10 protein-coding genes are annotated in these 12,068 nt (G+C 69.5%); 8 read left to right on the top strand and 2 right to left on the bottom strand.

Translation table 11 applies throughout. From position 1 onward, the window contains the following. Positions 1-263 precede the first annotated feature (263 nt). The 8 genes from ACJ8AN_RS20145 to ACJ8AN_RS20110 are packed head-to-tail and all read left to right on the top strand — an operon-like array spanning position 264 to position 9,090. Complete coding sequence (locus tag ACJ8AN_RS20145; RefSeq protein WP_407757027.1) at positions 264-1,085, top strand: c-type cytochrome; 822 nt, start codon at positions 264-266, stop codon at positions 1,083-1,085. Then, entirely contained in the window at positions 1,082-1,741 is a 660-nt protein-coding gene (locus ACJ8AN_RS20140; protein ID WP_407757026.1) for a respiratory nitrate reductase subunit gamma, read from the top strand. Before ACJ8AN_RS20145 ends, ACJ8AN_RS20140 begins: the two co-directional genes overlap by 4 nt. Next, a complete protein-coding gene (locus tag ACJ8AN_RS20135) occupies positions 1,738-2,364 on the top strand; it encodes a cytochrome c3 family protein (protein WP_407757025.1) in 627 nt (208 codons plus the stop codon). The genes ACJ8AN_RS20140 and ACJ8AN_RS20135 overlap by 4 nt, the downstream gene beginning before the upstream one ends. 13 nt (positions 2,365-2,377) lie before the next feature. Beyond that, complete coding sequence (locus tag ACJ8AN_RS20130; RefSeq protein WP_407757024.1) at positions 2,378-5,353, top strand: TAT-variant-translocated molybdopterin oxidoreductase; 2,976 nt, start codon at positions 2,378-2,380, stop codon at positions 5,351-5,353. Continuing rightward, entirely contained in the window at positions 5,350-6,843 is a 1,494-nt protein-coding gene (gene nrfD, locus ACJ8AN_RS20125; RefSeq protein ID WP_407757023.1) for an NrfD/PsrC family molybdoenzyme membrane anchor subunit, read from the top strand. Before ACJ8AN_RS20130 ends, nrfD begins: the two co-directional genes overlap by 4 nt. Further along, positions 6,840-7,358: a DUF3341 domain-containing protein gene (locus tag ACJ8AN_RS20120; protein ID WP_407757022.1), complete on the top strand. Its 519-nt coding sequence runs from the start codon at positions 6,840-6,842 to the stop codon at positions 7,356-7,358. Before nrfD ends, ACJ8AN_RS20120 begins: the two co-directional genes overlap by 4 nt. Continuing rightward, positions 7,355-7,927 carry a c-type cytochrome gene (locus ACJ8AN_RS20115; protein ID WP_407757021.1) on the top strand — a complete coding sequence of 191 codons (573 nt, stop codon included), beginning with the start codon at positions 7,355-7,357 and terminating at the stop codon, positions 7,925-7,927. Before ACJ8AN_RS20120 ends, ACJ8AN_RS20115 begins: the two co-directional genes overlap by 4 nt. Then, on the top strand, positions 7,924-9,090 hold the full coding sequence (locus tag ACJ8AN_RS20110) for a hypothetical protein (protein WP_407757020.1): 1,167 nt from the start codon (positions 7,924-7,926) through the stop codon (positions 9,088-9,090). Before ACJ8AN_RS20115 ends, ACJ8AN_RS20110 begins: the two co-directional genes overlap by 4 nt. Positions 9,091-9,194: 104 nt before the next feature. Here ACJ8AN_RS20110 and ACJ8AN_RS20105 read toward each other — a convergent pair whose 3' ends face one another. After that, the gene (locus tag ACJ8AN_RS20105) at positions 9,195-10,295 is read right to left on the bottom strand and encodes a sterol desaturase family protein (RefSeq protein WP_407757019.1); all 1,101 of its coding nucleotides are present in this window, start codon (positions 10,293-10,295) and stop codon (positions 9,195-9,197) included. Between the two features lie 55 nt (positions 10,296-10,350). Further along, positions 10,351-12,030, bottom strand: coding sequence for a serine/threonine protein kinase (locus ACJ8AN_RS20100; RefSeq protein WP_407757018.1), 1,680 nt, complete (start codon positions 12,028-12,030; stop codon positions 10,351-10,353). Positions 12,031-12,068 lie beyond the last annotated feature (38 nt).

Raw genomic sequence — 12,068 nt, 5'->3', positions numbered from 1 at the left:
GTGCCGCCGCGCCAGCGTTCGGGGATGACAGTGGAGAGACCTGGGTAGGCCATGCGCGGCAAATGCTGCGCGCGAGGAATGCGCGGGACGCAAATGCTGCGCTCCTGACACTTCGCGCGAAGGGCTCCGCTCTCTCGGAGGAGAGCCCGTCCGCTTGCTGGCCCCCTGGTTGCAGTGCGGCGCGTGCATCCGAGCGAGGGGCTCGGAAACCTTCCGAAGAGGGGCACGCCGCGATGCGTACAGACGTCCCTGGCCGACGCCGGATGCGAGCACTGGCCGTCGCCGCCCTGCCGATGCTGGCCCTGCTCGTGTCGCTGCCCGCCGCGGCGCGGGGAGTGGCCGAGGGCTCCCAGCTCTTCTCCCAGCGCTGCGCCACCTGCCACACCGTGGGCCAGGGAGACCGGGTGGGCCCGGATCTGATGGGGGTGCTGAAGCGCCGCGAGGAGTCCTGGGTCACCACGTTCCTCGAGAGCCCGGGCGCGGCGATCGACAGCGGCGACCCGGTGGCGAATGAGCTGGTGAAGAAGTTCAACAACATCCGGATGCCGGACCAGCAGCTCACCGACGACGAGCGCAAGGGCCTGTTCGCGTTCTTCCGGGATTGTGCCGAGAAGGGCAGCTGCCAGCCGGGGGCCACGGGGCCGAAGCTGGCCTCGGACGCCACGCCCGAGGAGATAGAGCACGGCCGGCAGCTCTTCGAGGGCCGGGTGGCGCTGGCCAACGGGGGCCCGGCCTGCATCGGCTGCCACAACGTGCGCGACATCGGCGTGGTGGGCGGCGGCACGCTGGCGAGAGACCTGACGTTCTCCTTCGCGCGGCTGGGCGAGCGGAAGATGACGCCCGCGCTCAAGCAGATGGACTTCCCGCTGATGAAGGAACTGTACGGGAAGGCGCCGCTGACGGACGCGGAGCAGTACGACGTGAAGGCGTACCTGGCGCAGGTCTCTCGAGACGGCACGCCGCCGCGCAAGGACCGGGACTTCTTCTACCTGGGCTTCGTGGGGTTGGGCGTCGCGCTGGGTTTCATCGGCATCGTCCTGGGCGGCCGCGGCCGCTCGAAGGACGGAGAGCGAGGCGACACGTGAACGACACGTTCCTCTACGATTCCCTGCCGTATCTGGTGCTGGTGCTCGCCGTGGGCGTGCCGGCGTGGCTGCGCAACCGTGCGCGTCTGTCCGCCTGGGTGATGGGGTGGGTGGAGCGCGAGGGCACCGGCTCGGCGGCCGTGTCCCTGGTGGTGGGTGGCCTCGTGATGCTGCTGTGGCACGCGGCCTGTTTCCTCCTGCCGAACGCGGTGGGGCTCTTCATCCGCTCGCCCCTCCGCCTCTTCTTCCTGGAGGTGGTGGGGCTCATCGGAGGGATGATGCTGGCGTGGGGCCTGGTGGCGAGCATCACCCGCCGCTTCTCCAGCCGCGAGCCCGGTGCCCGCGTGTGGCTGCCCTTCCAGGTGCTGCTGCTCGCCGAGGTGCTCAACGGCCTCTCCATCGCCGTGGGGTACCGCTGGGCCTCGGCCTGGTACGTGAGCGTGGTGGTGCCGTACCTGCGCTCGCTGGTGACGCTACAGCCGGACGCGACGCTCGTGGCCCAGCTGCCGCTCACCGTGCGCATGCACCTCTTCGGCGTGCTCGCGCTGCTGCTGGCCTGGCCTCTCACCCGCTGGCTGGCCTCGGCTCGGTCCGCGCCCACCCTCGTGTCCTCCCGGGAGGAGACCGCCGGCCAAGGCGGGATTGTCACCCCATGATTCTCTCGACTCGCGCCTCGCTCCTCTCCGGTGTGCTGGCCGCGCTCGCGATGAGCGGCTGTGACACCACGCCGGTGAACAACAACCAGAACTACATGCCCGAGCAGCCCATCGCGTTCTCCCACGCGGTGCACGCCGGCCACTACGAGATTGATTGCCAGTATTGCCACGTGGGCGCGGAGAAGAGCCGGCACGCGGGCATTCCCCACGCGGGCGTGTGCATGAACTGCCACACGCAGGTGAAGACGGACTCGCCGGAGATTCAAAAGCTCACCCAGGCGGTGAAGGACAACCGGCCCATTGAATGGGTGAGGGTGCACCGGCTGCCGGACCACGCGTACTTCAACCACGCGAACCACGTCACCGCCGGGCTCGAGTGCCAGAAGTGCCACGGCCCGGTGCAGGAGATGGTTCGGCTGGAGCAGGCCGAGCCGATGACGATGGGCTGGTGCCTGGACTGCCACCGCAAGACGCAGGACTCGCGGGCCCAGGCGCCGGTGCCGCCGCTGGCATCCGGTGTGCTCATGGCCACCGCGTCGGGGACGCCGAAGGCCAGCGCGCCCGTCACTCCGGCGCCTCGCATCCTGAATCCTCCCACCGACTGCTCCGGCTGCCACCGCTGAGGAAACGCGCACCATGTCCGAGACGACACCCAAGTACTGGCAGAGCCTGGCCGCGCGAGCCGGGGACCCGGCGCTGCTCGAGCAATCCCGCAACGAATTCGCCGAGGAGCTCCCCGTCGGCGTGGCGGCCCAGCCGCCGGACGCGAGCTCGCGCCGTGACTTCTTCAAGGTGATGGGCCTGAGCGCCGCGGCGGCCATGGTGGCCTGCCAGCGCGCCCCGGTGCAGAAGGCGGTGCCCTTCCTGGTGAAGCCGGACGAGCTCACCCCGGGCCTGGCCCTCTGGTACGCGACCACGTGCGGCGCGTGCAGCGCCCATTGCGGCGTGCTGCTGAAGACGCGCGACGGCCGCCCCATCAAGGTCGAGGGCAACGAGGAGCACCCGGTGTCCCGTGGCGGCGTGTGCGCCGTGGGCCAGGCCTCCGTGTTGTCCCTCTATGACGCCAATCGCTCGCGCTGGCCGTCCGTGGGCGGCACCCGGGCCGCGTGGGCGGACCTGGACAAGGCGGTGACCGAGGGATTGAAGAAGGTGGCGGGGGAGGGGAAGGCGATTCGACTCGTCCTCCCGTGGGTGCTGGGCCCCACCGCCGAGGCCGCCGTGGCGCGCTTCCTGTCTGCCTTCCCCACCGCGCGCACGGTGCGCTTCGACGCCACGGGTGAGCTGGAGGCCATCGCCGAGGCGTACCTCCTCACGCACGGCACTCGCGTGGTGCCGGACTACCGCTTCGACAACGCGAAGGTCATCGCCAGCTTCGGCGCGGACTTCCTGGGCACCTGGGTGTCTCCGGTGGCCTTCACGCGCCAGTACACCGCGGCCCGCGATGCGTCGGGCAAGCGTGAGATGGCGCGGCACTGGCAGCTCGAGCCGCTGATGACGCTCACGGGCGCGAGCGCCGACAAGCGCGTGCCGGTGGCGCCCTCGGACGTGGTGCCGGCGCTGGCGGCGCTGGTGGAGCGGCTGGCGGAGAAGGCGGGCCGCACCGTGGAGGGCCTCGCGGGAGTGGCCGCGACGCAGGTGCCCGCGGACATGCTGGAGACGCTGGCCGGTGAGCTGTGGGCCGCGAAGGAGAAGGCCCTGGTGGTGTGCGGGGGTGACGAGCCCGCCGCGCAGGTGCTGGCCGCCGTGGCCAACGAGCTGCTCGGCAACGCGGGCACCACCGTGTCCGTCTCTGGCGGCGTGTCGCTGGACGCGGAGGCGATGACCTTTGGCGAGCTGCTCGCGGAGCTGGAGGCGAAGCAGGTGGGCGCCGTCCTCTTCCACGGCGTCAATCCGGCCTACGCGCACCCGAAGGGCGAGGCGCTGGCGGAACTGCTGAAGGACGTGGCGGTGACGGTGGCCACGAGCGACCGGCTCGACGAGACGGCCTCGCTGGTGCGCTTCCACGCGCCGGACCACACCCCGCTGGAGTCCTGGGGGGATGCCGAGCCGCGGCGCGGCGTGCTGAGTCTGCGCCAGCCGGTGGTGGCCCCGCTGCACGAGACGCGCGCCACGGTGGAGTCCCTGCTGAAGTGGGCCGGGGCCGAGCAGTCGCACTACGATTTCCTGCGTGCCCGCTGGGAGGTGGAAATCTTCCCGCGCGCGAATGTGGCCACCGGCTTCCAGGCCTTCTGGGACGAGGTGGTGCGCCAGGGCGTGGTGGTGGTGCTGCCCCAGCCGGCGGCCACCGAGGCGCCCGCGTTCCGCCCCGAGAGCGTGGCGGCCGTGCTGGCGGGCCCGGTCCCGGCGACGGGCGAGCTCGAACTGGTTCTGTATCAAAAGGTGGGCTTGAGGGACGGCGCGCTGGCCAACAACGGCTGGCTGCACGAGATGCCGGATCCGATCTCCAAGGCCACCTGGGGCAACTACCTCTGCGTGGCACCCTCCACCGCTTCGAAGCTGGGCATCAGCGACGGGCAGGTGGTGGAGGTGAGCACGGGAGGGAAGACGCTCGCGGTGCCGGCGCTGGTGCAGCCGGGCACGCATCCGCGGGCGCTGGGCCTCGCCATGGGTTACGGCCGGACGAAGGTGGGACGTCTCGGGAACGAAGTGGGGAAGAACGCCTTCGGCCTGGCCTCTTTGACGAATGGGAAGGTGCGCCGCGCGGCGCTCGGGGTGCGGTATCAGGTGACCCCTGCGCGAAAGCCGCTGGCGCTCTCCCAGACACACGCCTCGATGGAGGGTCGCGGGCTGGTGCGCGAGGCCGAGCTGGCGGAGTTCCTCGCCAACCCGGGCGCGGGCAACGAGAAGGAAGAGGGCCACGGCGGCCATCCGCTCTCCATCTGGTCCGGCCACGAGTACAAGGGCCACAAGTGGGCGCTGGCGGTGGACCTGAGCGCGTGCACGGGCTGCTCGGCGTGCGTGGTGTCCTGCCAGGCGGAGAACAACATCCCCATCGTGGGCGAGGACGAGGCGCGCCGGCAGCGCGAGCTGCACTGGATGCGCATCGACCGGTACTACGAGGGCGAGCCGGACGCGCCCCGCGTGGTGCACCAGCCGATGATGTGCCAGCACTGCGAGAACGCCCCGTGCGAGACGGTGTGCCCGGTGCTCGCCACGGTGCACTCGAGCGAGGGCCTCAACCAGCAGGTCTACAACCGCTGCGTGGGCACGCGGTACTGCGCCAACAACTGCCCCACCAAGGTCCGCCGCTTCAACTGGTTCGACTACGAGCACGACGAGCCCATCGAGCGGATGGTGCTCAACCCGGACGTGGTGGTGCGCTCGCGCGGCGTGATGGAGAAGTGCTCCATGTGCGTGCAGCGCATCCAGGAGGGCAAGGCCCTGGCGAAGCGCGAGGGGCGCGAGCTGCGTGACGGAGACATCCGCACCGCGTGCCAGCAGAGCTGCCCGGCCAATGCCATCCACTTCGGCGACATCAACGACCCGGACAGTGACGTGGCGAAGTTGGCGAAGAGCGGGCGTGCCTACCGGCTGCTGGAGGACATCAACATCGGGCCGGCCGTGACGTACCTCACCAGGATTCGCAACACCGGAAACGGGAGCGCGGAATGAGCAACCAGCACACTTCCACCCTCCGGGTGCCGCTCGTCAGCGAGGAGCGCACCCTCGGCCAACTCACCGAGGAGATCTGCTCTCCGATGGAGCGCAAGCCCTCGGGCAAGTGGTGGGTGGCCTTCGCCCTGGCCGTCGCCACGCTCGCGGTGGGCGTCGGCATGGTCTCCTACGAGGTCGCCACCGGTATTGGCGTATGGGGCCTCAACAAGACGATCGGCTGGGCCTTCGACATCACCAACTTCGTGTTCTGGGTGGGCATCGGCCATGCGGGCACGCTCATCTCCGCCATCCTCTTCCTCTTCCGGCAGAAGTGGCGCACGAGCATCAACCGCGCCGCCGAGGCCATGACGCTCTTCGCTGTCATGTGCGCGGCCCTCTTCCCCGTCATCCACATGGGCCGGCCGTGGAATGCCTTCTGGGTGCTGCCGTACCCCAACAGCCGCGGCAGCCTCTGGGTGAACTTCCGCTCGCCGCTGCTCTGGGACGTGTTCGCCATCAGCACGTACTTCACCATCTCGGCGGTGTTCTGGTACTTCGGCCTCATCCCCGACCTGGCCACCGTGCGAGACCGTGCCAGGGGCCTGAAGAAGACTGTCTTCAAGGCGCTGTCGTTCGGGTGGAGCGGCTCGTCGCGCACCTGGCACCGTTACGAGACGGTGTACCTGCTGCTCGCGGGCCTGGCGACGCCGCTGGTGATCAGCGTGCACACCATCGTGTCCTTCGACTTCGCCACCTCGGTCATCCCCGGCTGGCACACCACCATCTTCCCGCCGTACTTCGTCGCCGGCGCGGTGTTCAGCGGCTTCGCCATGGTGCTGACGCTGATGATCATCACCCGCGAGGTGCTCGGCTTCCAGCACCTGATTACCATCCGCCACCTCGAGAACATGACGAAGGTCATCATCGTCACGGGGGGCATCGTATCGCTGGCGTACGGGACGGAGTTCTTCATCGCCTGGTACTCGGGCAACCCGTACGAGAAGTTCACGTTCATGAACCGCGCCTTCGGTCCGTACGCGTGGGCCTACTGGACGATGGTGACGTGCAACGTGGTGTCGCCGCACCTGTTCTGGTTCAAGAAGGTGCGCACGTCGCCCGCGGCCATCTTCGTGCTGTCGCTGGTCATCAACGTGGGCATGTGGTTCGAGCGCTTCGTCATCATCGTGACGTCGCTGCACCGCGACTTCCTGCCCTCGAGCTGGTCCATGTACACGCCCACGGTCGTCGAGGTGGGCACCTTCGTGGGCACCTTCGGCCTCTTCTTCACGCTGTTCCTGCTGTTCACCCGGGTGCTGCCCATCATCTCCATCGGCGAGGTGAAGAGCGTGGCGAGCTTCGCCCGCGGGGGCCACTCCCCGGCGCACGCCACCCACCCGGCCCGCGGCGCCGAGACTCCGCACGAGCACCCGGCCGAGGAGCCTCAGCCCATGCCCGCGCCGGCCCTGGCGGCGGTGGCGGTGGCGGTGCGAAAGGACATCCCGGTATGAGCCCGTCCCCTTCCGTCCTGGTCAGCTACTTCGACAGCGAGGAGCGCATCCTCGACGCCACCCGGGCCGCTCGCGAGGCCGGGTACGCGGTGCACGACGTCTACACGCCCTACGCCATCCACGGCATGGACGAGGCCATGGGGTTGAAGGCCTCGCGCCTCACCTGGGTGTGCTTCGGGGCGGGGCTGTTGGGCACCACGTCGGCGCTGTCGCTCGAGTACTACACGTCCGTGGTGAGCTGGCCGCTCAACGTGGGCGGCAAGCCGTTCAACTCGTTCCCCGCCTTCATCCCCGTGGCCTTCGAGCTCACCGTGCTCTTCGCGGGCCTCTTCACCGTGGCGGCCTTCCTGCTGCGCACGAAGAGCTTCCCCGGCAGCGCGCGCGAGGCCCTGCCCCGGGTGACGGATGACCGCTTCGTGCTGGCCCTGCGCGCGGACGAGTCGGACGCGAAGGTGAGAGACCTCCTCCAGCGCCACGGCGCGCTCGAGGTGGAGCAGATGGAGGTGGCGTCGTGAAGCGGCTCCTCGTCGGTACCGGCGTGCTCGCCGCGGCCCTGCTGCCAGGCTGCGAGCGGGACGTCTCCCAGCCCAACCTCGAGTACGCGCCGGACATGTACAGCTCCGTGCCGTACGACAGCTTCGCGCCCAACCCCAACACGCGCGATGGCAAGACGCTGATGACGCCCGCGCCGGGCAGCCTTCCCCGGGGCTACTCGCCGGTGCACTATGCCCCCGGCCCCCAGGAGGCCGCCCGCGCCTCGGTGGACCTGAAGAATCCCTTCGAGGCCTCGGAGCCCGTGCTCGCGCGAGGCAAGGTGGCCTTCAACCGTTATTGCTCGCACTGCCACGGCTCGGGTGGGCTTGGGGACGGCCTGGTGGCCGCGCGCTTCCCCCGGCCTCCGTCGCTGCTGGCCGAGCACGCCCGTGGGCTCGCCGACGGGCAGCTCTTCCACATCGTTACCCATGGACAGGGATTGATGCCGGCTCACGGCTCGCAGGTGGCCCAGGAGGACCGCTGGAAGATCGTCCACTACATCCGGTCTCTGCAGTCTCCGGCGCGGACCGCGCGGAAGGACACGCCATGAGCTCCTCGGGAATCGTCGTCGGCCCCAACCTCCGCCGGGCCAGCATGGCCGTGGCGGTATTGGGCCTGCTCGGACTGGCGGCGGGCATGGCCCTGGAGCCCACCCGGGGCTTCTCCAGCCTGCTGACCAGTGGCTTCTTCTTCCTCACGTTGGCGCTGGGCGGCGCGGTGTTCCTCGCGCTCAACTCCGTGGCCAACGCGGGCTGGTACACCGTCTTCAAGCGCATCCCCGAGGCCTTCGCCTCCTACGTGCCGGTGGGCGCGGTGACGCTGCTGCTGGTGCTCGCGGGCCTGCCCTCGCTGTATCTGTGGGCGCGCCCCGGGGTGATGGAGTCGGACCACCTGCTGCACCAGAAGGCCGCCTTCCTCAACACGCCGGGCTTCGCCCTCCGCATGGGGGTGATGCTGGGCCTGTGGGTCTTCTTCACCTGGCGGCTGCGGAGGAACTCACTGGCCCAGGACGCCGGGTCCTCACCCGAGCCCACGAAGCGCAACGTGGCCACCTCGGCGCTCTTCCTGGTGGTGTTCGCGCTCTCGTTCTGCCTGGCCAGCTTCGACTGGCTGATGAGCCTGGAGCCGCACTGGTTCAGCACCATCTACGGGCTCTACAACATCGCCGGCATGCTGGAGTCGAGCGTGGCCGCCATCACCGTGGCCGTCATCCTGCTGAAGCGCTCGGGGGTGCTGCGGGAGGTCAATACCAGCCACCTGCATGACCTGGGCAAGCTGATGTTTGGCTTCGCCACGCTGTGGGCCTACCTGTGGTTCTCGCAATTCCTGCTCATCTGGTACGCGAACATCCCCGAGGAGACCGTCTACTTCGTTCAGCGGATGCACCACGGGTGGCAGGGGCCGTTCTATCTGAACGTCGTGCTCAACTGGGCGCTGCCCTTCGTGCTGCTCCTGCCCAGGCCGGCCAAGCGCAACCCGCTGCACCTGTGCTTCGTCGCCGGCATCATGCTGGCGGGGCGGTGGTTGGATCTGCACCTGATGATCGCCCCTTCCAACATGCCCGAGTACACCGGCATCAGCGTGTGGGACGTGGCGGGCCTGCTGGGGCTCGGAGCGCTATTCGTGGTGACGGTGACGCGCACGGTGGCCTCGGTGCCGTTGATTGCACGCAACGACCCGTACCTCGCCGAGAGCCTGCACCACCACACCTGAGCGCGTGTGGGCTCCCTCTCCCTCCAGGGGAGCGCCATGGGCCGGGGTCACCGCCTCCTCGCGGTGGCCTTGGCCCGTTGTTTTTCCCGGCGGGGGTCCTGTCCTTACAGTGCCACGACGACGAGCGGTGCCGCCGCGAGCCGCACCGCCTCCACCCATGGCCCCCAGCGCCTGCCTTCCAGCACTCCGCCCAGGCCCCCCATCGAGGCGAGGAACCACACCCCGAACGCGAGCCGCGCGTTCCGCGGCAACGCGGGGCTCCGGACCAGGAACAGCACCGTGACGAGCAACGTCAACACGCCCACGATGCTCACGTAGAGCGCCACCCGGCGCGAGGGACTCACGTCGTACCGCTCCCGGCCCGGGAGGACTTTCGCGGCTGGTGCGTCCTCTCCCGGCGCGTGCCATTCGGGCGGCATGAGCCAGAGCTTGAGCTTGTCGATTGCCCTCGGAGCCTTCCACGTGCGCTCCGCGAGCTCACGGAAGGGGACGAGCATGGCCTCGAGCGGATTGAACGTGCGCACCGGTTTCACCGTGCCGTAGGTGATGCGCTCCGCCTCGGGCTCGAACGTGCCGAACATCCGGTCCCAGATGATCAGGATGCCGCCGTGGTTCTTGTCCAGGTAGCGGCCGTTGCACGCGTGGTGCACGCGGTGGTGCGAGGGCGTGACGAGCACCCACTCGAGCGGCCCCAGCCGGTGGATGAGCTCGGTGTGCACCCAGAATTGATAGAGCGTGTTGAGGGCCACCGCCGTGGCGAACATGGCCGGGGGAAAGCCCAGCAGGGCCAGCGGCAGGTAGAAGACGCGCGAGACGAGCGGTTGCACGGGCCCCTGACGCAGTGCCACCGACAGGTTGTAGTGCTCGCTCTGGTGGTGCGGCGCGTGCGCGGCCCAGGCCAGGTTCATCCGGTGCGACGTACGGTGAAACCAGTAGTAGGCGAAGTCCACACCCAGCATCAACGCCACCCATGCGAGCGCCGAGGACGCGGGGACGTCGAAGAGCCGGTGTACGTAGAGGGCCGTATAGGCGCCGGCCAGCAGGCCCACGGCCGCCGCGGTGAAGACCGTCTGCGCCGCGCCCAGCGAGAGGTTCGCGAACACATCCGGGGCCTGGAACACGCGCCGGCCCTGCAGCCGTCCGCACAGCCACTCGATGCCCATCAGCAGGAAGAAGAGGGGGATGGACAGCGTGATGAGACTCATGCGTCGAGTCTGGCACGATTCGCCGGGCTCCGATCGCCACGCTGCTCTCGATGGATCAGGGCTGTGGTGTCGTCGTGCCGAGCAGCCCGGTCTCGGTATAGGCCGACCTCAGCTGGAGGCCCTGGCCCGGGTCCATGACGAGCTGGTTCTCCCAGGGCCGCCAGTCGGCCTCGAGGTCCGGCATCCGTCCGACGACCATGCCGGCCATGGCCTGGCCCGTGAGGGTGACATTGTCCCTCAGGGAGCTGTACCGCACCGGCACCTGGGCCAGATAGCCCGGCAGCCAGCGCGAGATGCACGACTGGGGCTCGAGCACGAGCGACTCGGACCAATTCCTCTCATCGTCCATGTACTGATAGGTCAACCGCTCGTCCGTCTTGTTGCACGTCCGGACGATCCGGTAGGCCTGCTGCAGGTTGTTGTGGACGGCGGTGTCCAGCAGCGTCCGCTCCAGGAACTTCAGGGCGTTGTTCTGGAAGTTCTGCAGCTCGTCATTGCGCTGCGCGAGCTGCTGCACCTGCTGCAGCGTCTTCTGATTCCTCTCCTGGAGCTCCCGCGCTTCCGCTTCGGACCGCCGCGCCTGATTCGAGGCAACGCCCAGCTCGAGCTGGAGCCGCTGGTTGTCCTGCTCGCCCGTCTGGCTGTGGCTCCGCAGGCGCTGGTTCTCCTCCTGGAGCTGCCCCAGGTGGAGCAGCGCGAACCCCAGACCCACGAGCAGCAGTGCCGACAGTGCGCCCAGGGGGATGAGCCACGCGGAACGCCTCGCGCGCGGCGTGGGGGCGGGGGCGGGCGTGGGGGCGGGTGCCACGGGTTGCACCGGGGCCGGCCGGGGCTCCTCGGGGAGGGGGGCCTCGGGAGCGGGACTCACCTCCAGGGCCCGCTCGAGCGCCGCCCGGAAGGCCGCGCAGTCCTGGAATCGCTCGGCGGGGTCCACTGCCAGTGCCTTGCGGATGCACTGGCAGAGCGCCTCGGGGAGCTCGGGCACCACCTGCTCGGGCGGGGGGTACTGGCCCTCGGTGATGCGCTTCATCAGCTCGAAGTCGGTGGCCGCGTCGAAGGCTATCCGCCCGGTGGCGGCCTCGTAGAGGATGGCGCCCAGGGCGAAGAGGTCCGTGCGGGCATCCACCTCCGCCGCCCCGCGGATCTGCTCCGGGCTCATGTAGGGCCGCGTCCCCAGCAGCACGCCCGTCCGGGTGCGGTACTTCTGGCCTGGCTCCTCCTGGGCCACCTTGGCGATGCCGAAGTCCGTCACCTTGGGGTGCATCCGCCCCCGGGGCCCGGGGGCCAGGAGGATGTTGCTCGGCGTCAGGTCGCGGTGGACCACCCGGTGGCCATGGGCCGCCTCCATGGCGTCCAGCACGGGCAGGAAGACCTCCCGGAGCGTGTCCAGGCCGAGCCTCCCGTGGGGACTCTGGCCGCAGAGCTCCCAGAGGGTGCCGCCCTCCACGTACTCCATCACCAGGCCGGGCACCGGGCTGACGACGATGTCCGTCACCTGGGCGATGTGGGGATGGCGCAGCAGCGCCTGGAGGCGGCCCTCGGTGGTGAAGCGGTGGCGGGCCTCGGGGCTGTGGAAGATGCGGGGATCCGGCACCTTGAGCGCATGCAGGCTCTGCAGCCCCAGGTGGCGCACCAGGTAGATGGTGGCCATGCCGCCCTCGGCGAGCGGGCGCACCACCTCGTAGCGGTTGTCCAGGAGCTCCCCGGGCTCGAGCAGCCCCTTGTCATGGCCCATGTGCAAGACCCTCTGGGTCGCCGAGTCTACAGGTGGGG

It is taken from the genome of Archangium sp. (assembly GCF_045802675.1).
Lineage (GTDB): Bacteria > Myxococcota > Myxococcia > Myxococcales > Myxococcaceae > Archangium.
The sequence above is the reverse complement of the archived record's forward strand: the minus strand, read 5'-3'. Positions and strand labels throughout refer to the sequence as shown.

Excerpts from the sequence above, each read along its gene's own strand:
- ACJ8AN_RS20145 (WP_407757027.1), top strand. The coding sequence starts at position 264 with ATGCGAGCACTGGCCGTCGCCGCCCTGCCGATGCTGGCCCTGCTCGTG.
- ACJ8AN_RS20135 (WP_407757025.1), top strand. The coding sequence starts at position 1,738 with ATGATTCTCTCGACTCGCGCCTCGCTCCTCTCCGGTGTGCTGGCCGCG.
- ACJ8AN_RS20130 (WP_407757024.1), top strand. The coding sequence starts at position 2,378 with ATGTCCGAGACGACACCCAAGTACTGGCAGAGCCTGGCCGCGCGAGCC.
- nrfD (WP_407757023.1), top strand. The coding sequence starts at position 5,350 with ATGAGCAACCAGCACACTTCCACCCTCCGGGTGCCGCTCGTCAGCGAG.
- ACJ8AN_RS20120 (WP_407757022.1), top strand. The coding sequence starts at position 6,840 with ATGAGCCCGTCCCCTTCCGTCCTGGTCAGCTACTTCGACAGCGAGGAG.
- ACJ8AN_RS20110 (WP_407757020.1), top strand. The coding sequence starts at position 7,924 with ATGAGCTCCTCGGGAATCGTCGTCGGCCCCAACCTCCGCCGGGCCAGC.
- ACJ8AN_RS20105 (WP_407757019.1), bottom strand. The coding sequence starts at position 10,295 with ATGAGTCTCATCACGCTGTCCATCCCCCTCTTCTTCCTGCTGATGGGC.
- ACJ8AN_RS20100 (WP_407757018.1), bottom strand. The coding sequence starts at position 12,030 with ATGGGCCATGACAAGGGGCTGCTCGAGCCCGGGGAGCTCCTGGACAAC.